Source organism: Priestia sp. 53B2, from assembly GCF_056099005.1.
The window spans coordinates 143,797-164,952 of record NZ_JBLZXA010000027.1 but is presented as its reverse complement, the minus strand read 5'-3'; the positions used below and the strand labels follow the sequence as shown (position 1 = coordinate 164,952).

Sequence of the window (21,156 nt, the reverse complement as noted above, 5' to 3'; positions counted from 1 at the left end):
GTTAAGCTGAGCGCCCTTTAAAGAATTTCGGCTGATGAGAACTCATGAACTTAGTTTTAGATAAAATGAACATAACCGATCCGCCCCAAATGAACAAAAAGGCAATCATCTCCACGCTAGAAAACGGTTCATGATACACGAATACCCCTAATAAAAGCGTCATGGTAGGAGCAATGTACTGTAAAAAACCGACCATTGATAGCGGAATAAGCGGGGCCCCTTTAGCGAAATACAATAGTGGCATAGCTGTAGCAACACCGCCTCCAATTAAAAGAGCACTCAGATCAAGCGACTGAAGGGAAAAACTTGAAGATCCTTTCACTAAAAGAAAAATAAAATAAATAACTGCAATAGGTGCAACCATCATCGTTTCAATCGTTAATCCTACTTTTGCTTCTAATTGAATAGTCTTTTTTACAAGACCGTACAAACCAAAGCTAAACGCTAAGCTTAATGATACCCATGGGATATGCCCGTATGTAACTGTCATAACGATAACACCTATAGCAGCCAATCCAACAGAAGCACCCTGCCAAAAATTAAGCTTCTCTTTTAAAACGACTATACCAAGTAAAATACTAACGAGCGGATTGATGTAGTAACCTAAGCTTGTTTCAATAATATGATTATGGTTAACCGCCCAAATGTAAACGAACCAGTTGATGCTGATCAGCACTGAAGCCACAAATAAAATGACCGCTTGTTTCGTATTACGAAATAATAAACCAAGCGTCTTCTTTAAAGCACTCATTTGCTTTGTCACAAGCAAAAGTAAAAGCATAAAAACAAATGACCATATGACACGGTGAGCGAGTATTTCATTTGCATTCACCTCGCCAAGAAGCTTCCAGTAAAGCGGAAAAAGCCCCCACATAACGTAAGCGCTGGCTGTATAAACAATACCTGCTCGTTTAGAATCTTGATTCATTTCTCAACCTCTTTTCTTTATCTCTCTGTCTCTTATCATTATAGATGCATTTACCTCTTTTTTATAGCTTTATTTTGCCTATCAAAATAGCTCATAAAAAAAACGATCGCTTTTAGCTCGACCGTTTTTTATACCTTATTTTTTAGGCTGTTTAAATACTTTGGCACTGCGAATATACTCTACATCTTGTACATTTTCTCGGGCGTTAGCGATTCGAGCCGCAGCAAAGAAATAATCGGATAAACGATTTAAATACTGAAGCACCGCCGCATTAATTTTATGCTCACGCTGCACGCCAACAACAAGCCGTTCTGCGCGGCGTGTAATCGTCCGGCAAATATGAAGCGTTGTCGCTGCAGGTGTGCCTCCAGGTAAAATAAAACGCTCAATGGCCGGAGCTTCTGACATATAGGCATCAATGCGCTTTTCAAGTACTGATATCATGTCGTTTGTTACTTTGTACGGATGATCATCTTTTGCAAATGCTAAATCACTTCCACAGTCAAAAAGCTCATGTTGAATCGTAATTAGCTCTTCTTTTACATCTTTTAATGTTGTTTCATCCAGCTGATAAATCGCTTGACCTACAAAGCCATTTAGCTCATCAAGCGTACCGTATGCTTCCACTCGAATATCATCTTTATTTACTCGTCCTCCAATTAAGCTTGTCTGCCCTTTGTCCCCTGTTTTTGTGTAAATGTTCATTGTATTTCCTCCTTCAATCGATTAGCAATTCCGTACCAAATGTGATCTACTTTCCGGGCATGTGCCGCTAAATGCTGATACGCATACCCGCATTCATCTCTCCACTGCCGCTCTGTTGGATCTAAAGGTACAATCCCTTTGCCGACTTCAGTTCCAATCACTATTAACTTTTCCCATACACCGCTGTCTCTCCACTTCTGTATTAACTTTTTAACAACAAGGTGCGGAGACTCCAGCTCGCTATGTATTAATTCCTTAACATAGTGCTCAAATCCTTCTAGCACTACGTAACTTTCTTCGAACTCAAACGCTGGTAAAACAGGGTCTTCATACAAACAATGCCATTTTACCGACTCACTGGCATAATGCTGCTTCACCCATTTTCTTTTACCGGTAAATGCACCGCCGAATACGAAATGCATGCTCTTTTCTCCTTTGCCTGTTTGTATGTACACGCTACTGAAAAACCTTCTCCGTAAGAAAAAGAAACATCCCAAAGCGACGCTGTCTGTTTAAAATGGGATGCAAGTAAACGCAGTGGTCCGCCGTGTGAAACAATAGCAATGTGATGCAATTGCTGACTGGCCGCCAAGTCGACCGCTTCTTCCCACGCTTCCCAAATTCGGTTTGAAAAGCTTGAGAAGCTTTCCCCATTCGGAGGCGTATGTTCTGTCCAGTGATCAATCCAATTTCTATACGCCCGTATGCTTTTTAAATCTTCATACGTCTTCTCTTCCCAATCTCCAAAATGCAGCTCACGCCAATTCTCCCTTTTAACCACCTGAGATTTTGGAAAAACAACTGCACTTGTTTCTAGCGCTCTTTTTAAGTCACTGGAAATAACGAGCTGAGGTTCTAGAAAAAGCTCTTTTAATTCATTTTTCCCTTCTATACTTAAAGACGGATCACTCCACCCTATATATTTTTTCTGTTGATTTTCAAGCGTCATGCCGTGACGAATACATGTGATAACCAAAGAATTATCCATAAAAACGTTTCTCCTCCTTCAATGGTTGCCCCTATAACATCTCCTGTTACGCCACCAAACTGCGAACGATAAAATCGTATCCAGAGCCATAAAAGACCGGCAAAGAAAAGAATAATGAATTTATTCTCCATAAAAATAACGAAAATAGCAACTAAGAATAGGCTCATGATGATAAATCCGTAAACAGACCGTTTGGTGACTCCTTTTTGAAAATAAGCAGCCAGACCCGTATCTTTAGCGGGCTTATCTCTCAACAACAAAAAGGCTGCTCCAATTCTTGGAAGCGTAAAGACAATTAAGCATGCCCAAATTGATAAAGAAGAAAGAGACGCTAATTCATAGATCGCACTAAAACGCAGCAGCAGCAGAACCATAAGAGAAAGAATAGCAAAAGACCCAACGTGCGGATCACTTAAAATCTGCAGTTTTTTTTCCTTTGACTGATGAGAAAAATACGCATCGCTTACGTCCATCCAGCCGTCTAAATGAAGGCCACCCGTTAAAACAAGCGGTAAAAGCAAAACTAAAATACTATCAACAATCGTAGTGATAGGTGAAGATTGAAGCAGCTGTAAAAAGCTATAAAACATCAAGCCTAGTAACATACCAATCCAAGGCAGCACAAAAAGTGAGCGTGCCGTTCTTTTTTCAGTCCATTGAACGGTTTTAGCCAGTGGTAAGATCGTAAAAAACTGGAGAGAAATTCGTAGTATGGCTATCCATTCTTTCATATATCTACACATTCCTTTCCTTTTTTAAAACGATAAATTCCCGCTTCTACACAAATAGCCACATCTGCTTTTTCTACAATATACTGATGTAATTCCCCTAACATCTTCATATAGCTATATGTGGGCTCTTCTAATACGCCCGCTTCAAACAGTTCATTAGATACTAGCACAACCGTCTGAGACTGCGCAAACAGCTTATCGAGCGTTTCTATCATATGAAGAAAAACCGCTTGTTTCCCTTCTTTTGTTTGCCACCTTTTTTCTGTTAAAAAAAGCTCATTGGCAAGCCAGTTCGTGACACAATCCAAAAGTATAGCATCATCACTTTGAAGATTTGGCAGAATTTGTTGTAAATCTACAGACTGTTCGATCGTTACCCAAGGCGTGTTCGCTGCTTGGCGTTCTTTTTGATGAAGCTGGATGCGTTTTTGCATTTCACTATCTGTTTGCCGGCTTGTGGCAATATAAACAGCGCGCTTTGCACAAAAAGTTTGAACCATGTTCTCCGCTGCACGTGATTTTCCGCTTCGAACGCCTCCGCTAATAAAGATGATCATATTTCATCGAGTCCTTGTTTGATTACTTTAAGTAAATAGTCATTTTCTTCTTTCGTTTTCACAGCCAAACGGATATAGCGTCCATTTAAAAATGGAAAGTTTTCAGTATGACGAGCTACCACGCCATGGCTTGCTAAATAGACAAGCCATTCGCGCGTTTTAATAGAAGACGGAACGCTGCAAAGATAATAGTTTGTTTGAGAAGGAGAAACCAAAAGTCCCCATTCCTTTAGTTGACTCAAGATCCGTTCCCGTTCTTGTTTAATATAATGTACGGTTTTTTTCACAAAATCTTCTTCATCCACACATATCATTCCTACTTGCTGCGACAATCCATTTACACTCCAAGGAGGCTGCTTTTTAGACATCTTGCTAATGATTTTTTCATTTGCCAAAATATAGCCAAGACGAAGCCCGGCAATATTAAACATCTTTGTCATGGAACGCACAACAATGATATGCTCATAATCCAGAATAAGAGAATCAAATGAAGGCTGATGTTCGACAAAATCAATAAATGCCTCATCAATCATTAAGTATGTACCATGATGAGCAGCAGCTTTTACTACTTTCATCCATTCCTCATGACTATACATAACGCCCGTTGGATTATTTGGATGGCAAATCCACAGTACTTTTATGTCCGGAAGAATGCTCATAATTAACTCTATATCCCAGCTCCAGCCATTTTCTTCAGCTAAAGGAACGTATGTCACTTTACATTCATAAGCTTTACTTGCCTGTTCATATTCAACGAAAGTCGGCTGTACAATCCCTGCTTTCTCTCCTGAAAATAACGAAGCAATAAGGAAAAACGCTTCAGCGGCGCCATTTGTAGGCAGCACTTGAGCAGCTGAAACATGATGATGAGCTGCAAGTTTATTTTTCAGCTTTGTTACTTGAGGATCAGGATAACTAAACGCTGCATCCTTGAATTCGTTCCACTTTTCGTGAAGCACAAGGGGAGCCCCTAAAGGATTTGTGTTCACGCTAAAGTCTTTTATATGCGATAAATTCTCGGCCCCTATTGCTTTTAAAAAGACATTAGGATTAGCTCCATGTGTAGGTAATAGCACTAATAACTCCTCCTAACAAAAGATATAATAACCACGTAGCATAGACCGTCCTTTTCATAATGAAAACAGCTTGTTCAATATGACCGGCTTGCAGAGGAATGAGTGGTTCACCCATTTTTGCACGATTAGATTCTATGCCTTTATATGTATTAAGCCCGCCGAGTTGAATACCTAAAAGAGCAGCCACTGCGCTTTCCCCGTATCCGCTATTTGGACTGGGATGCTTCTTAGCATCACGCTTAATCAAACTCGTTACATGCCCAAGAGAATACTGGCTTTTTACTACATTAACAGCCGTCATCACCACTGCAGTTAACCGACTTGGAATATAGTTTAATACGTCATCGGTTTTTGCACTAAAGTAGCCGAACAGAAAGTAGCGGTCATTTTTGTACCCAACCATCGAATCACACGTGTTAATAGCTCGGTAAAAAAAGGCTAGGGCTCCTCCTCCTATAAATGCATAAAAAAGCGGAGCTGTAATACCATCACTTGTATTTTCAGCCACGGTCTCTACCGTCGCTCTGGCAATTTCTCCTTCTGACAAACGATCTGTATCTCGTCCCACAATCATGCTTACTTCATATCTAGCTTTCTCCATATCTCCTAGCTGAAGCGGCTTTTGTACCTTATAAGCAGCTTCGCTTAAAGAACGAGTGGATATAGTAGTCGCAATCATTACGCCCTCTACTAAAACACCTGCTATAAAATGAACTCCGTACAAAGCATGGAGGAATAAAAAGGGAACAACTCCTGCGAGCACAGCCATACTTATCACAAGAAGCAATCCTTTGAATCGTTTTCCTGCACCTTTATTTAATCTAGAATCCATCCAATAAATCCACTTGCCAAACCAGCGAACGGGATGCGGCCAATTTTCGGGGTCGCCTATGATTCGGTCAATTAGTAAAGCAATCGTCATGGCCGTCATGTGTGCAATTATCGCTTGTGTAATACTCATTTCTTCACCTCTTTCCCTTAAGTCCCTGCTCTAAGCTTATTTTCACAAGCTTGGCTACCGCTTGACCTAAAGCAGTCATAGAGCCTGCATATTCATATAATGGTCCTTGCTGAGACGCTGCAACTGAGATGCTGTCCGTAGATGTTCCTGTAGCAATCGTCTTTGTAGCTGGATCTATGACACCCAGCTGTGACAGCGTTTTTGCTTTGGCTTCTGTGGCCGCAATAAAAAGCTGTAAAAACGCAGCATCCGTAAGCGTACCTTCCACGAAAAAAAACATATTAATTGTACCGGGAGAGGAATAGAACGGGACAGCTTCGTCAGCTGTAATATCTACTGCGTTTCCTACTCCAGCCGTTATCACGGAAGCTACTCTTACTCCGTAGTCTTCATAACAGTAAACCGCTCTTTCTTTTAACCAAACGGCTGTCATCAACCCTACGATTTGCTCATGGCGCACATTTTCTTTCATCAAATATTGCTCATACTCCAAAGAAGGAGTATCTGAATAATAGTCTTTGTGAACAAATCGATTGTAAAAGGTGTCCGTTTCCGTAATGCCTGTTCCTAAAACCCCTGAGCTGTATGTTTTATAAGAAGTCTCGGTTTTCATGATTAAAAGCTCAGGCCGTTCTTCAATTTTAAGATGTGAAAAGGGACCAATCCCCTTTTCAATTCGAACTGGAATATGGTCCCTCTTCTTATTTATTGTACACCTCAGGGTATACTGCTTTTGCTAAGTCCTCTAAGCCATCTACAATACGAGGTCCTAAGCGGTTGATTTTGTTTTGATCAACCTTCTCGATGTTACCCTCTTTTACAGCAGTCATGCTGCTCCAAGCGGGACGCTTCATAATCTCATTTTTGTCTGCATCATACGTTGCGATAATAACGTCAGGGTTTAACTTAACAACTTGCTCTTCAGAAAACTTAACCCAACCCTTTTCACTAGCCGCTACGTTATCAGCACCGATCATAGTAAGCATTTCGTTCATGAACGTACCTTTTCCTGTTGTATAAATCTCAGGAGCTCCTGATACTTCTATCCATACTTTTTTACGATCTTCTTTTGAAATCGTTTTTGCTTTTTTCTCAATTGAAGCTACTTTTTCTTTCATGTCTTTAATTGTTTGATTAGCTTCTTTTGTTTTACCCGTTAATTTACCGATTTGCGCAATAGAATCATAAACCGTATCAAACGTTGTTGAATCTTTTACAACAAATACCGGAATACCCGCACTTTCAATTTGTTTAAATACTTCATCCGAAACGCCCATACTTGAAGCGTGTGCCAGCACTAAATCAGGATTTAAAGCAATAACTTTTTCTGCATTAACGTTCATATCTCCTACCTGCGCTTTTTTCTTTACGCTTTTAGGATAATCATCGTTGCTTGTGACACCAACTAATTCTTTTTCAAGACCAAGGGCATATACAATCTCCGTATTACTTGGCATTAATGAAACAATTTTCTTAGGCTGTTTTTTCAACGTAATTTCTTTATCACGCGCGTCTTTTACCTTCACTGGAAATGCAGCTTGTGACGTTTGTGCCGTATCTTGCTTCGTTTTTTTATCACTGTTGCTTTGGCTGCCTGCACCGCATGCAGCAAGTACGATGACTAACAGTGTAATAATGGAATACGATAGCCATTTTTTCATCTAAATACTCCCCCTATATATTGTTCATTGTGAATACGAAACCTCCACGTTAAAGAAAAAGCAAATGATCATGCAAAAAGCAGCGCTATCCCGTTTTTTCCGCTTTGACTATGTATACTGCTCGCCGGCAGCTTCAAAATAAAAAAGCTTTACTTTCAATTGAAAGCAAAGCAGGTAACGTCAAGATAAGCAGGAAAAGAATCCGTTCACTATACTTGATATGTATGTTCATTACCCTGCTTCACCCTTCCTCGAAGGTTTCACAGCTAACAATAAGGCAGGTTTCCTGACTTACGCACAAAGCGCTTACAGTGGCGGGACCGCGCTGGTTTTTCACCAGACTTCCCTTTTCACTCAATCTTTAAATTGAGACCTTATTGCTTTACGTTTATTCACTTGTCCTAGTATACCCCACTCATAGAAAAATGGAAATAGCCATTCTCACAAAAAAAGCTGCGAGAATGCTCTCGCAGCTTAAGGAATTAAAGAGTTGCTAAAAATTCACGGACCGCTTCAGGCGTTTTAGCATTTGCACTGTGCAAGTGCGCAATTTTTTCACCGTTTTTATATACAAGAAGAGAAGGAATACCCATTACATTGTTTTCAGCAGAAAGTTCTTCAAACTCATCCTTGTCAATTTTAAACCATGCTTTATCTGTATTTTCGTCAACGATTTCATCAATGAACATATCCAAACGTTTGCAATCAGGACACCACGTTGTCGTAAAAATCCCAACGCTTAGTGTTTCGTTCTTAATTTGTTCGCGAAATTGTTTTTCTTCCGTAAATTGTTTCATTGTGTTACCTCCAGCATCTATTCGTTCCTTCTCACTATTCTATGGTAAGAAGTCTGACTTCATTATAAACGATTTTTTTATCGTTGTGCTAATGTTTCAGCTTATTTAGACCATAACGGTTTTAGACGTAAAAAAATGCTAGCTTAAAAAAGCTAACATTTCGAAATCGTAGAATGTTGTGTCTATTATCAGCTAAACCATTTAGGCGGCATGTTTCGGTTCCAATAAATTTTCCCTAAATCATAATGCTTTTGAAAATTATCTGCAGCCGCATGATAGTGAAAATTAAACCAGTATCCATCTTTTGGAGGGTTTTCACGCCGTACATGAAACCGTATTAAGTCCTGACCGGTCTCCCGGTCATATACATGGAAAATCTTTTCACCGTAGCCAGCAGCAGGATGCTCGCTTATCTCGAGATTCTGAATTGACTGTTCACGTTCAGTGCCAATGTCGGTCAGCACTTCTTCAATTTTAGGTAACACTGCTTGACGAAATTCATCTTCAATGACAGGCCCAATTTTTGTTCCGAATTTTTCCACTGACTGTTTTTCAGCTGATTCCATTGCATACGTAACAAATGATGAAACGTCTTCATATTTTGGTTCTTCATATGGCAAATGAATATCTTCTATAACAGCCGTGACAGGAGTTGTTTCTCTTACATACCCTGCTTTATGTTGCTTGTCCGCTTTTGCATCATCAACGTATAAATATTCTGGTGGAGTGACAAGCCCAAATGTAAATACTGTAATAAATACAACTAGCATTCTTTTTATCCATCTAGGCATTCGTATCTTTCCTTTCTCATCTTTTCCCATATGGTCTTTTCATATCGTAAAATTCATTATCATAACTCACTAGGTATTGTAACATACTTATTAATTTTTTACCTATATTTGCTTATTCATTTATGCTGTCTACGGGCATTCGACGACTTTTTAATTAGCACCTTCCTTCTTCTGTTTGAGGTTGTCACACCGAGCGGAAACCTATACAAGATATTCCTTTTTTGCTGGATGCTTAAACACAAAAAGTATTTTTATGTTCAAAAATATATCATACTTTTATGAACTTTAGATGAAATTCATAAAAAAAAACTTCCAAAACTTTTTAATTCCTAAAAGGTTTTGGAAGTCTTTTCAATGATCGTTATTCATTTTACTTTTTTGTTTATTTTTGTATATCGATTGTCCCGTAATGAAATTTTGATGTTTTTCGTTTTTGCACGGTAAATCCATGTTCTTCAAAACGACTGCTTTTCCAATGATCTTTTAGCACGATCTTTTGTTTGGCTACTCTTTTTGCTTCTTGTATAGCCATTGGCGTTAGCGTGGTATACAGTGCTATTGCTTTAATACCGTTAATTCCATTCGATTCATCAATTTGCTCTTGAAACATAGGATCAAAGTAAACAACATCAAAAGATTTATCTTCACAACACGCCAAAAACGATTCAAAATTTTGATGAACCACGTTTATACGCTTCATTGCATCGTTCAACTCTTGTACGTCACTTTCCCAATTTAAAAGTCCTTGTTTGACTAAATAAGCTACATAGCGGTTGCCTTCTAGTCCGACAACTTTTCCACTTTTCCCTACCGCTGCGCTCGCCATCATACTATCCGATGCAAGACCAAGTGTACAGTCAAGCACGCTCATTCCGTTTTCCAAACCAGCAGCTTCAATAAACGGATCACGTTCTCCGCGCAGCCATCTCTTCACTCTAAACATAGCGGAGTTTGGATGAAAAAAAATAGGTTCTTCTTCATTTTGGACATGCAATTCTACTCTACTCTTACCGACAACCAGCACGTCTGCGGCTTCAAAATTTTGAAGATCTGCAACGGATTTCTTCTCTCTTACTACAAAAGGTATACTTAAATCAGCGGCTACTTGTTTGGCTTTTACAATCATCTGTTCATTTGTTCGACCAGCAGTCGTAACAATCACTTTCATAACTCCCCCTACACTGTTTGGCTATTTACATAAAGAAAAAGGATGCCGATAGACATCCTTTTTCTTATAAAGTATATGCGATTTTTTTCTAAAAATCTATATACTAGATGTGACAAAAGCAGGACATTTTATGAACAGTGCTGCTTAAAGCCATTTAAAATGTTTTCAAAAATAACTTCTAAAGGCTGACCTTCAATTTCATGTCGAGGAATAAAATGAACGACTTCTTTTCCTTTTAAAAGCGCCATAGACGGTGATGAAGGCTCAATGTCCCCAAAATATTCACGCATTTTAGCTGTTGCTTCCTTATCTTGACCGGCAAAAACAGTTACCACTTGATCTGGTTTTTGCTCAGACTGTAAGTACGCTTGTGTTGCTGCAGGACGTGCTAAACCAGCAGCGCATCCACAAACTGAATTAACGACAACAAAAGTTGTTCCTTCTACGTTTTCCATAAAATCAACTACGGCTTCCTCTGTTGTTAATTCTTCATAACCAGCTTGAGTTAATTCTTGACGCATTGGTTTAACTAACTGACGCATATATTCTTCATATGCCATTGACATATTAACATTCCTCCTAACAATCCTTCACGCTAAAAGCATACTATAAAAGCCAGGAAAAATCTAGCTACTCACTCTTCAAATCCTTATCGTTGTCCCGTGCTCCTTTTCCATTTGACAAAAAAAGATTAAAACCGGGTCATATCATCTAATTTTTTTCCATAAAAATGTCGATTTTTACTATTAATATTCCATTTTTTGTACTATAGTAGTAAATAGTAGTTTAGTAGAAAGGATTTTCAAATTGAACCAGCGATTTAAGCCAAACAAACGATTTTATGCATTTTTGTCTTTAGTGTTAGTGATCGTCGCTTCTTTGTTTTTTATTACAGAAGCCAAAGGAAGTGAACCTGCTGCATCTCAGCAAGTCTTAGCATCTACTGCATTGCCGCTGAAAGAAGCTCCATCTTCAGCACAACCTGAGAAGCTTCTTAATACACTTCGCCATAATATGTATGTAGCAAATACGTTAAATGATCAAAACCAAGCTCTTACACAGCCTGTTTACCTTACGTTTGACGATGGCCCAACACCTGATACCCTTCATATTTTAGATGCTTTGCGTCAATATAACGTAAAAGCAACTTTCTTTATGTTAAAGTATCAAATTGACGCTCACCCTGAAATTGCTAAAAAAGTAGCACAGGAAGGACATGCCATCGGCTGTCACGGCGTCTCTCATGATATCCATGTCATGTATAGTGAAGACGGCGCCGCGTTAAAAGAAATGCAAGAGTGTCAAGCGACAGTTAAGAAAGTAACCGGTGTTGACAGTAAGTTAATCCGCGTTCCTTACGGCAGCGTTCCTTATTTAAAAGAGCCCCACCGTACAGAGTTGCTAAGCCACTTTAAATTATGGGACTGGAATGTAGACAGCGAAGACTGGGCACTTCGTTCTGCACCTAGAATTATTCAGGGCCTTGAACCTCATATTCAAGGGGTTAACTCCAATGGAAGAACACCAGTCATTTTATTTCATGATAAATCCTTTACGGCACAATCCCTTCCTGCTATTTTGACTTACTTAAAGCAGTCGGGCTATCAGCCTATTAAAATTGATAACACTATGCAGCCTATGCAGTTTCCAACTCCCGCTGCAAAACAGTCGTAAAAAAAGATCATTCAAGTGAATGATCTTTTTTTTTATGCTTTTCTGCTTTCCGTCATTTGTTTCCAAACAGAACCTTTTGCTTCTTCTCCGCCTTCGATACGTTCAATTGCTAGCTTGATTTGTAAATCTACCTCAAATTCTTTATCATTCTCTGCTGCTTTTAATGCAGGAAGAGCCGTCTCGTCCCCTACCTCGTATAAATACATAGCTGCACGCCAGCGCACAAGCTTGTTTTTATCACCAAGAGCTTCACACATTGCCGGAATACCTTCTTCAAAACCTAAATCTGACATGCAGTCTCCAGCAGTACGGCGCACAGTGACTGATTTATCTTTTAATGCTTTGTATAAATAAGGCAGTACCGCTTTTGATTCAATCATTCCTAAGTAGACCGTAGCTAAGCGGCGAATAGATGCTTTTTCATCATCAAGCGCTTTATTTAAAACGTCTAAATCAGCTTCTGTTGGATCCATTTGTTCTAAATGGGCATAGCGCACTGACCAATCGTTGTCTTCTAGCATTTCTTCTGTAACTTTATAGGTTTTACGCGGCTGTACAACTTTTCCGCCTTCTTTTTCTTCTTGTGCATTAGACACAAGGCGAGTTAATCTTTCTTGCGGATATGCTGCTGCTAACTCTTCCACTACTTCGTCTCCGATAGCCGATAACTCTCCGTAACGAACGCCTTGTTCTTTCCATTTCCGTTCTAATACCACATTATCTGAAAAACGTTGAAGTTCTGCTACCGCTTTTGCGAATCGCTCGGGCAGACCAAAGCGCTTCTCTTCATTTCCGTCCGTTAGCTTGACTTGCATCGGTACATTTTTGAACATTTGAACTGACACATTGACCTCACCAAAATGCTCATTCATTTTGTGCTGTTCACTGTTGCTTTGCAAATCTTCACCAAACGCTGCACGAACTTGCGGCAAAATTTGCTTCCAGTCATATTTGGCATTTCGCTCTACTGCCAAGAAGTCCGCTACGTGGTAGACTCCTTTTACCCCTTCTACTTTCAAGATGTCTTGAACAACTTCAGGGGCTGCTTCAGCATTTTTTTCCGTATAGTTATTGCTTTTTCCACCTGATAGCACTTCGTCTAAATTAATTTTCATTGTATTCGGACTTGGCGTTGGCTCAATTGATTTAATGTTCATATCGTATCGTACTCCTCTCATTAAAATTGTAGCATGTGCCTTATACTCAGTCTAACGACTTGTTTACGCGTTTTCAATTTCTTCAATCAGCTCTGAAAGCTCTGCCCAGCGATCAAGCAGTGCACTTAATTCTTCATTTGCTTTCTCTTGTTCTAACGATAGGTTATGCGCTTTTGTATAATCGCTGCCCACCTGTTCAATTTCACTTGTTAAGCGTTCAATTTCTTCTTCTTTTGCTGCAATATTATCTTCGATTTCTTCCCATTCTTTTTGTTCTTTATACGTTAAGCGACGCTTTTTCGTTTTCTCCGGCTGTTTTGGCTTTTCTTCTTTCACTTTAGCCTGCTGGATCATTGCCTGCTTCTTCTTCATCGCTTCTTCCAATTGATCTGTATAAGCGCCAAAATAAATCGAAATGTTTCCTTCTCCTTCAAAAACTAGTAAGTAATCTGCTACTTTATCCAAGAAATAGCGATCATGCGATACGGTAATCACAACACCTGGAAATTCTTCGAGATAGTCTTCAAGCACCGTTAGCGTTTGAGTATCCAAATCATTAGTCGGCTCATCTAGAAGCAAAACATTTGGCGATGTCATTAATAATTTCAACAAGTATAAACGACGGCGCTCTCCTCCGGACAACTTTTGAATCAGTGTTCCGTGCGTATGAGAAGGAAATAGAAATCTCTCAAGCATTTGCGAGGCAGAGATCATTTTCCCATCCGTCGTATGCACAACTTCTGCCGATTCTTTAATATAATCAAGCATGCGTTGATTCAAGTCCATATCATCGCTTTCTTGGGTATAGTAAGCAACTTTAACCGTTTGTCCTCTGTCAATTTCACCGCTGTCCGGCTCAATGCGTCCTGCAATCATATTCAACAGGGTAGACTTTCCGCTGCCATTTTTTCCGACAATTCCAATTCGATCTTGTTTTTTTACGATGTGCGTAAAGTCTGAAAGAATGATTTTATTTTCATACGTCTTAGACACATCTTTTAATTCAAACACTTTTTTCCCAAGGCGGCTGCCTGCTAAACTTAAATCCAGTGATTCTTTTTCAGAGGAATCGAGTTTCCCCTCTAATTCATCAAATCGCTGAATACGCGCTTTTTGCTTAGTCGTACGCGCTTTTGCTCCTCTGCGAATCCAAGCCAATTCATTGCGGTATAAGTTGCTTAATTTTGCTTGAGTTGCTTTTTCCTGCTCTTCTCGAATCGCTTTTCCTTCTAGAAAAGCAGCATAGTTTCCTTTATAGCTATATAAATTTCCACCGTCTAATTCAAAAATTCGGTTTGTAACAGCATCCAAGAAATAGCGATCATGAGTAACAAGCAGCACAGCTCCTTGATATTTGGATAAATATTCTTCGAGCCATTTAACGGTCTCATAATCTAAGTGGTTAGTCGGCTCATCTAAGATCAATAAATCAGGTGTTTGAATTAGGCTTTGCGCAATGGACACGCGCTTTTTCTGTCCACCTGAAAGCTCACCAATTTTCGCACTCATATTTAAAATTCCAAGCTTCGTTAAAATCGACTGTGCATTAGAATTGGCTTCCCATGCGTTCATCGCATCCATTTTCTGCTGCAAATCATACAATGTTTGCTGATTTTTTTCGTTTGCAGAGTCTTGCTCTAACGCATACAGAGCTAGCTCATAATTTTTTAATAAGTTAAGAAGAGGCGTATCTCCGCTGAAAACTTGCTCCAAAACCGTTAAGTCTTCATCAAAATCCGGATGCTGCGGTAAATATGTCACGCTGTAGTCTTTAGCATGAACAATATCTCCTTCGTCTCCGAGCTCTAAACCTGCGATAATTTTAAGAAGTGTTGATTTCCCTGTTCCGTTTACACCGATTAAGCCGATTCGCTCATTTTCCGTAATGGTAAATGTTAGTTGATGAAACAGCTCTTTTTCTCCATACGTTTTTGTTAAGTTTTCAACAGTCAGCATTTTCATAATGATAATTCCACTCTTTCTTAAATTGAACTAAAAATTCTTTCATATATGTATGTCGCTCTTGCGCTAGAGACCGTGCTGTTTGAGTATTCATTAACGCAGTGAGCTTTAATAACTTTTCATAAAAATGTGCAATAGCCGTTGATTTCCCGTGTCTGTATTCTTCTTCCGTCATCTCACTTCGTACAGCAATGTTTTCATCATACAAAGCGGTGCCTTTAGCACCTGCATACATAAACGTACGTGCGATACCAATTGCACCGATCGCATCTAAACGATCTGCATCTTGAACAATTTGACCTTCAAGCGTAGCCATAGCCGGACGGTTTCCGCCTTTAAATGACATCGTTTGTAAAATGTGAACGATATGCTTGCAGTTCTCTTCTTCTACCTGCTGACTCTTCAGCCACTCCCACACTTCTTCGTACGCCTTTTCAACATCTTCCACTAGCTTATCATCTACAACATCGTGTAAAAGCGCGGCTAGTTCGATAACTTCCCGATTGCCGCCTTCTTTTTTATATAAAAGCACTGCATTTCGACGCACGCGATCGATATGCTGCCAGTCATGACCTGTTGTGTCATGCGCAAGCTTTGCTTGAACCCACTTTTCCGTTTCCACTATTTTATTCATTTGCTCACCTCAATTATATCCACCATTATTTTAGCACAAAGTGAGGCGCTCGTCTCACTGACAGCTGATCACCGTTTGAAAACTCTTGCTGAAAAATAAAAAACAGATGGAGATCCACCTGCTTTTACAGCAATTCTTTTATATCTTTTTGAATGTCTTTTGGTGCAGTTTGAGGTGCGTATCGCTTCACGACTTCACCTTGACGATTCACTAAAAACTTTGTGAAATTCCACTTTATCCCTTTGGAACCTAGTAGACCCGGTGCTTGTTCTGTTAAGTATGTAAATAACGGGTGTGCATGCTCCCCTTTTACATCTACTTTTGCAAACATCGGAAACGAAACGCCATAGTTTAACTCGCAAAATTGTTCAATATCATTTGAACTTCCTGGCTCTTGACCACCGAACTGATTGCAAGGAAAACCTAGAACCGTTAGGCCGTTTTCTTTTTCTTCTTCGTACAGCGCCTGCAAATCTTTATATTGAGGGGTGAAGCCGCATTTGCTAGCTGTATTCACAATCAACAGCACGTCACCTTGATAGTTAGATAGCGATACGTCTTCGTCTTTAATTGTTTTTGCCGAGTATTCATACACGCTCATCAAAACGCCTCCTTTTCCCTATTGTAATTCACTTTATTTCGGAAGTACAACTGAAACGCTCTTATGATTTGTCGTAAAGAACCTTTAGCTGATCAGTCGTTTGCAGCATGTAATCAATCATCTCGATTAAATCTCCTACTTGGTCTTCGTAAATAAATCGGTTAAAGGTTACCTCAATATTGTTTTCATATTCGCTTCCTTCGACTTCATGAGTAATACGCTGCTTAACAACTCTTGTTGTTCCCCAGATCCTCTCACACATTTCCTGTATGTTTTGAAACTCAGCTTCTTCAAACGGTTTTTGTTTTTTTAGCTGAAAATGAATATAAACTGTACACCCTGGTTTTTCTACACGGGAAGGCGTTAATTCGGCATGAATGTTGTCTAAGTCGGTTGATAAAGTTAGCGACGCGGTACAGCAAAAATGCTGTTGAAAAGAAATGCGGTATGTTCGAGTAAACTGAGCTAAGTCTACAAAATCTTCGCGATTCGTAACAGATACTTGCCCAGATAAGTCAAGATCATAGATCTCTCCTTCTACAACAACTTTTAAATTATCAAATACAATCGGATCAAACATTTCAACTACTTCCTTTTTTATAAAATACGAACAGTCAGCTCTTCTTCTTTCTTGCCAAATTAATTCATAACATACCTGTTATTTTATTTTATATTGCAAGAAAGAGATTGAGACACAACTAAGTCCACCCAATCTACATCTAGAAGCCACTACACCCATGAAACTTATTTTTACCATAACTATGAAAAAATCCGAACGAGTTTGATTCTTCATCAAGAATCTTGCTTCATCGTTCGGATTTTCCTTCAACTAAAATACTCTTACCCTAGCCTGTTCTCTTAAAAAATCCCTAATGCATGTCCATTCTCGTCAATATCCATATTGAGCGCAGCAGGTTTTTTTGGAAGTCCAGGCATTGTCATAATTGAACCTGTTAGCGCCACGAGAAACCCAGCTCCGAGTGAAGGACGGAATTCCCTTACCGTAATCTTAAAATCAGTTGGTCGCCCAAGCTTCGTCTGATCATCACTTAACGAATACTGCGTTTTGGCCATACAGATCGGCAGGTGATCCCAACCGTTTGCTTCAAATTGCTGTATTTGCTTTAACGCTTTTGGAGCAAAATCTACGCCTTGTGCTCCGTATACGGTTTTAGCAATAGCTTCTACTTTTTCTGGAATCGAAGCTGACACATCGTAAAGAGGAGAAAACTGACTTTCTGTCTCGTTCATGACTTCAAGAATTTTTTCAGCAAGCATGACGCCGCCTTCTCCACCTTTTTCCCATACTTCTGTTAAAGCAACGGGAACATTCTTTGAAGCACACCAATTCATAAGCGCTTCTACTTCACCTTTTGAGTCCGCCACAAAACGGTTCACGGCTACAACGTAAGGAACGCCGAATGCCTGAATCGTTTCAATATGCTTTTCCAGATTTTCAATTCCCGCTTCTAAAGCCTCAATGTTTTCTTCATTTAAACGCTCTTTAGGAACGCCCCCATGCATTTTCAAAGCCCGAATTGTCGCAACGATCACCACCGTTTCAGGTTTAATATCTGCTATACGAGCTTTAATATTCAGGAATTTTTCTGCGCCTAAATCTGCCCCGAATCCCGCTTCTGTTACTACATAATCACCTAGTTTTGCAGCCATTTTTGTGGCAATGACGCTATTGCAGCCGTGGGCAATATTAGCAAAAGGACCTCCGTGAATGAGGGCTGGAGTATGTTCCAACGTCTGTACAAGGTTTGGTTTAATCGCATCTTTTAAAAGAAGAGTAAGCGCTCCTTGTGCACCTAAGTCTGCAACCGTTACAGGCTCATTGTCCATGTTATAAGCTACCACAATAGACGCTAAGCGACGCTTCAAGTCTTGTAAATCTGATGCTAAGCAGAAAATAGCCATAATTTCTGATGCCACCGTAATATCAAATCCATCTTCTCGAGGAACACCCTGCATCGGACCACCTAATCCAATGACGACCTGACGCAACGCGCGGTCGTTTAAATCTACCACTCGTTTCCACGTGATTTTACGTGTATCAATACGCAATTCATTTCCTTGATGTATATGGTTATCTAAAATAGCTGCCAGCGCGTTGTTAGCTGTTGTGATGGCATGCAGGTCTCCAGTAAAGTGTAAGTTAATATCCTCCATTGGAAGCACTTGAGCATAACCGCCGCCAGCGGCACCTCCTTTAATTCCCATTACCGGACCAAGAGATGGTTCACGCATGGCGACAATCGCTTTTTTACCTAATCTATGTAATGCCTGAGCTAAGCCAACCGTCACTGTCGACTTCCCTTCTCCTGCTGGAGTTGGATTAATAGCTGTAACTAAAATCACTTTTCCATCTTGTTTTGTGTGTAAACGTTCCATAACGGACAAAGAAAGCTTGGCTTTATAATGTCCGTACGGCTCTAGCTCGGCCTCTAAAATATCCAGCTGCTCGGCAATCTCTTTAATCGGTTTAATCGTTGCCTCTTGTGCAATTTGCAAATCACTTTTTATTTGCTTCTTAGTTGTCATATAAAAACCCCTTTTCTGCTGAGAATTCTTTTTAAACACTTCATCAAAAAAGGATAAAATCCATTTTCTGGGGGAGATATGAAGTTTAATAAATACAGGAACGACTGTGCTATAAATTTTACTGAGTTCCAGTCAAGCTAAAAAAAGCATAGCAACGCTCCAGTTTAACCTTATTGTACCATTTCATTTTAGCCATTACGCATATTAATGCTCTTTTTTTTCAAAATTCAATTGCTTAATATTCTGTATATTCATATAATAGTATATTGTACATAAATGTTGAACCTCATCTTCACGTGAGAAAGAACATTTATACGCGTCATTACTTCGAAATCGAATAGGAGGAATTTTATTGCCTATTAATATTCCACGTGATCTTCCGGCAAAAGAAATTTTAGAAAAAGAGAGAATTTTCATCATGGACGACTTGCGCGCGGTTAACCAAGAAATTCGCCCGCTTAATATTGTTATCCTAAACTTAATGCCGGAAAAAGAAAAAGCTGAAACGCAATTATTACGTTTACTCGGGAACTCACCGCTGCAAGTGCATATTACACTTCTTTACACGGCAAGCCATAAAGCAAAAACAACGAGTAAAAATCACCTAGATCAGTTTTATAAAACGTTTGAACAAATTAAAGAACGAAAATATGACGGAATGATTATTACAGGAGCACCTGTAGAACATATACCATTTGAAGAAGTAAACTACTGGAAAGAACTTCAAGAAATTATGGATTGGTGTAAAACAAATGTGACTTCTACCCTTCATATCTGTTGGGGAGCTCAAGCCGGACTTTATCATCACTTTGGCATTGACAAGCGACCTCTTTCTGATAAATGCACGGGTGTATTTACACATGTTGTATCGAGTGAAGAACCGATTAAGCTGCTGCGAGGATTTGATGATGTCTTTTATTCTCCTCATTCTCGTCACACCGACGTCGACATGAATGAAGTAAAAAACCATCCTGACCTTGAGCTTCTTTCCTACTCTGAAGAAGCTGGTGTTTATATGGCTATGTCTAAAGACGAAAAGTTTGTTTTCGTTACAGGTCACCCAGAGTACGACGTTCAAACGCTGCAGGAAGAATTTCTTCGAGATACAGAAAAAGGGCTAGAACCAAAGCTTCCGGAACACTATTTCCCAAACAATGATCCTGACAAAAACCCTTTAAAAACATGGCGTTCTCATGCCAACCTGCTGTTTATGAATTGGTTGAACTATTATGTTTACCAAGAGACTCCATATCTGTGGGAATGAAAGAACCGAGTGGCCGTATTTCAAACATAAAAAACGACAAGTCCTTATATGGATTTGTCGTTTTTACATTTATTGTATTTCTTTTTTCTAAAGTCTCCCTTTCTTTTTTAATTCTTATTTAGAACATAGTTTTATCAAATAAATAAAACACAATCTTCTAAAAGATTGTGTTTTACAGTTCTTTAATATATTCAATGACCGAATTTGGAAATTCGTTTCGAATTCCGCAATTCCCACAATAAAATCCGCTATATTCGTCTTTCGCAACGTACTGTCTTAAAAGAAACAATGTTAACCTGGTTGGGAGACCGCATTCTGTGCAAAACGCCAGGTATTTGCTGCGCTGTCTGTTTGCTGACATACGTTTCATCCTTTCGATTAACTATAGAAAGCGTTTTCTTATTTATATGGAGCTTTCTTATTAGTTTATGACAGCAATTACGGTCTACCTCCAATTATTGTCGCGACGAGAAGGGCGGAATAAACGCAGAATTAAATTAATTATAAGCACAATAGCTAAAATGTTAATTAACAACCCAAAAATCCCGCCCAGTGCACCCATATGACCAAGCAAACCGCCAAATAACATCCCTGCCAGGCCGCCATAAAGCAGTCCACGGGCGAATCCTCCTCGTTTTGAACGGGTAACGCCTCGATTTACAGTTCCATTTCTGCGGTTTGAAAAATTAGACCTCGGCTCATTTTGTCTAACGCTTGGCTGTCTATTAAACGACCGCTTCCCTGACCGATACGACCTTGCACTTACGTTATAGTCATCGTGATAGGAAATATATTCAGCTAAGGGAGATAAACTTAGCGAAAAAATCAATGCTACGGCAATCATTATTTTTTTCATCTGCTTTTTCCTTTCTTCACCTAATAGTAACTGTTTATTATAGTACGCTGTTTCATGCATATCATACGTTTTGACACAAAAGGGAAATTCAGCTTCAT

At 39.4% G+C, this 21,156-nt stretch carries 24 protein-coding genes and 1 riboswitch; of the genes, 2 read left to right on the top strand and 22 right to left on the bottom strand.

The window, feature by feature from the left end:
• Nucleotide 1: 1 nt before the first annotated feature.
• From rarD to ACN6NE_RS21240, 14 genes are all read right to left on the bottom strand, one after another.
• The gene (gene rarD / locus ACN6NE_RS21305) at nt 2-928 is read right to left on the bottom strand and encodes an EamA family transporter RarD (RefSeq protein WP_013056706.1); all 927 of its coding nucleotides are present in this window, start codon (nt 926-928) and stop codon (nt 2-4) included.
• A gap of 135 nt (nt 929-1,063) precedes the next feature.
• Complete coding sequence (locus ACN6NE_RS21300) at nt 1,064-1,633, bottom strand: cob(I)yrinic acid a,c-diamide adenosyltransferase (protein WP_474327107.1); 570 nt, start codon at nt 1,631-1,633, stop codon at nt 1,064-1,066.
• Nucleotides 1,630-2,055 (bottom strand): bifunctional adenosylcobinamide kinase/adenosylcobinamide-phosphate guanylyltransferase, encoded by a 426-nt coding sequence (locus tag ACN6NE_RS21295; protein WP_474327105.1) that lies wholly within the window; start codon nt 2,053-2,055, stop codon nt 1,630-1,632. The genes ACN6NE_RS21300 and ACN6NE_RS21295 overlap by 4 nt, the downstream gene beginning before the upstream one ends.
• Nucleotides 2,007-2,621 carry a histidine phosphatase family protein gene (locus ACN6NE_RS21290; protein ID WP_129708471.1) on the bottom strand — a complete coding sequence of 205 codons (615 nt, stop codon included), beginning with the start codon at nt 2,619-2,621 and terminating at the stop codon, nt 2,007-2,009. Before ACN6NE_RS21290 ends, ACN6NE_RS21295 begins: the two co-directional genes overlap by 49 nt.
• Nucleotides 2,579-3,352 carry an adenosylcobinamide-GDP ribazoletransferase gene (gene cobS, locus ACN6NE_RS21285; protein ID WP_129708468.1) on the bottom strand — a complete coding sequence of 258 codons (774 nt, stop codon included), beginning with the start codon at nt 3,350-3,352 and terminating at the stop codon, nt 2,579-2,581. Before cobS ends, ACN6NE_RS21290 begins: the two co-directional genes overlap by 43 nt.
• Entirely contained in the window at nt 3,349-3,909 is a 561-nt protein-coding gene (locus ACN6NE_RS21280; RefSeq protein ID WP_129708465.1) for a bifunctional adenosylcobinamide kinase/adenosylcobinamide-phosphate guanylyltransferase, read from the bottom strand. The genes cobS and ACN6NE_RS21280 overlap by 4 nt, the downstream gene beginning before the upstream one ends.
• A complete protein-coding gene (gene cobD / locus ACN6NE_RS21275; protein WP_474327102.1) occupies nt 3,906-4,985 on the bottom strand; it encodes a threonine-phosphate decarboxylase CobD in 1,080 nt (359 codons plus the stop codon). Before cobD ends, ACN6NE_RS21280 begins: the two co-directional genes overlap by 4 nt.
• Nucleotides 4,960-5,946 (bottom strand): adenosylcobinamide-phosphate synthase CbiB, encoded by a 987-nt coding sequence (gene cbiB, locus ACN6NE_RS21270; protein ID WP_057237138.1) that lies wholly within the window; start codon nt 5,944-5,946, stop codon nt 4,960-4,962. The genes cobD and cbiB overlap by 26 nt, the downstream gene beginning before the upstream one ends.
• 4 nt (nt 5,947-5,950) lie before the next feature.
• Complete coding sequence (locus tag ACN6NE_RS21265) at nt 5,951-6,559, bottom strand: adenosylcobinamide amidohydrolase (RefSeq protein ID WP_129708459.1); 609 nt, start codon at nt 6,557-6,559, stop codon at nt 5,951-5,953.
• An 88-nt stretch (nt 6,560-6,647) separates the two neighbouring features.
• Nucleotides 6,648-7,607, bottom strand: a complete 960-nt coding sequence (locus tag ACN6NE_RS21260; protein WP_129708456.1) for an ABC transporter substrate-binding protein — start codon at nt 7,605-7,607, stop codon at nt 6,648-6,650.
• A 259-nt stretch (nt 7,608-7,866) separates the two neighbouring features.
• Nucleotides 7,867-7,999, bottom strand: a riboswitch (cobalamin riboswitch).
• A gap of 90 nt (nt 8,000-8,089) precedes the next feature.
• Nucleotides 8,090-8,404 carry a thioredoxin family protein gene (locus ACN6NE_RS21255; RefSeq protein ID WP_013056696.1) on the bottom strand — a complete coding sequence of 105 codons (315 nt, stop codon included), beginning with the start codon at nt 8,402-8,404 and terminating at the stop codon, nt 8,090-8,092.
• A gap of 188 nt (nt 8,405-8,592) precedes the next feature.
• Nucleotides 8,593-9,195 (bottom strand): YpjP family protein, encoded by a 603-nt coding sequence (locus ACN6NE_RS21250; protein WP_025752035.1) that lies wholly within the window; start codon nt 9,193-9,195, stop codon nt 8,593-8,595.
• Nucleotides 9,196-9,577: 382 nt separating this feature from the next.
• Complete coding sequence (locus tag ACN6NE_RS21245) at nt 9,578-10,357, bottom strand: class I SAM-dependent methyltransferase (RefSeq protein ID WP_474327736.1); 780 nt, start codon at nt 10,355-10,357, stop codon at nt 9,578-9,580.
• Nucleotides 10,358-10,491: 134 nt separating this feature from the next.
• A complete protein-coding gene (locus tag ACN6NE_RS21240; RefSeq protein ID WP_013056693.1) occupies nt 10,492-10,929 on the bottom strand; it encodes a BrxA/BrxB family bacilliredoxin in 438 nt (145 codons plus the stop codon).
• Between the two features lie 241 nt (nt 10,930-11,170).
• On the opposite strand from ACN6NE_RS21240, the gene ACN6NE_RS21235 reads away from it, so the two are divergent.
• On the top strand, nt 11,171-12,037 hold the full coding sequence (locus ACN6NE_RS21235; RefSeq protein WP_205654935.1) for a polysaccharide deacetylase family protein: 867 nt from the start codon (nt 11,171-11,173) through the stop codon (nt 12,035-12,037).
• Nucleotides 12,038-12,069: 32 nt separating this feature from the next.
• Here the strand turns inward: ACN6NE_RS21235 and ACN6NE_RS21230 are convergent, their stop codons facing one another.
• From ACN6NE_RS21230 to ACN6NE_RS21205, 6 genes are all read right to left on the bottom strand, one after another.
• Nucleotides 12,070-13,194 (bottom strand): conserved virulence factor C family protein, encoded by a 1,125-nt coding sequence (locus tag ACN6NE_RS21230; RefSeq protein WP_013056691.1) that lies wholly within the window; start codon nt 13,192-13,194, stop codon nt 12,070-12,072.
• Between the two features lie 63 nt (nt 13,195-13,257).
• On the bottom strand, nt 13,258-15,156 hold the full coding sequence (locus ACN6NE_RS21225) for an ABC-F family ATP-binding cassette domain-containing protein (RefSeq protein ID WP_474327096.1): 1,899 nt from the start codon (nt 15,154-15,156) through the stop codon (nt 13,258-13,260).
• Complete coding sequence (locus ACN6NE_RS21220; protein ID WP_129708445.1) at nt 15,137-15,790, bottom strand: HD domain-containing protein; 654 nt, start codon at nt 15,788-15,790, stop codon at nt 15,137-15,139. Before ACN6NE_RS21220 ends, ACN6NE_RS21225 begins: the two co-directional genes overlap by 20 nt.
• Before the next feature lie 124 nt (nt 15,791-15,914).
• Complete coding sequence (locus ACN6NE_RS21215) at nt 15,915-16,391, bottom strand: glutathione peroxidase (RefSeq protein ID WP_025752029.1); 477 nt, start codon at nt 16,389-16,391, stop codon at nt 15,915-15,917.
• Nucleotides 16,392-16,452: 61 nt separating this feature from the next.
• Nucleotides 16,453-16,971, bottom strand: a complete 519-nt coding sequence (locus ACN6NE_RS21210; RefSeq protein WP_474327094.1) for a hypothetical protein — start codon at nt 16,969-16,971, stop codon at nt 16,453-16,455.
• 278 nt (nt 16,972-17,249) lie between these two features.
• Nucleotides 17,250-18,938, bottom strand: coding sequence for a formate--tetrahydrofolate ligase (locus ACN6NE_RS21205; protein WP_474327092.1), 1,689 nt, complete (start codon nt 18,936-18,938; stop codon nt 17,250-17,252).
• Between the two features lie 352 nt (nt 18,939-19,290).
• Here ACN6NE_RS21205 and metA point away from each other — a divergent pair, with 352 nt between their 5' ends.
• On the top strand, nt 19,291-20,202 hold the full coding sequence (gene metA, locus ACN6NE_RS21200; protein ID WP_129708439.1) for a homoserine O-acetyltransferase MetA: 912 nt from the start codon (nt 19,291-19,293) through the stop codon (nt 20,200-20,202).
• A 172-nt stretch (nt 20,203-20,374) separates the two neighbouring features.
• On the opposite strand, the gene ACN6NE_RS21195 is transcribed toward metA, so the two are convergent.
• Both ACN6NE_RS21195 and ACN6NE_RS21190 read right to left on the bottom strand, forming a co-directional pair.
• On the bottom strand, nt 20,375-20,563 hold the full coding sequence (locus ACN6NE_RS21195) for a hypothetical protein (protein WP_474327089.1): 189 nt from the start codon (nt 20,561-20,563) through the stop codon (nt 20,375-20,377).
• 84 nt (nt 20,564-20,647) lie between these two features.
• Entirely contained in the window at nt 20,648-21,058 is a 411-nt protein-coding gene (locus tag ACN6NE_RS21190; RefSeq protein WP_028408813.1) for a hypothetical protein, read from the bottom strand.
• Nucleotides 21,059-21,156 lie beyond the last annotated feature (98 nt).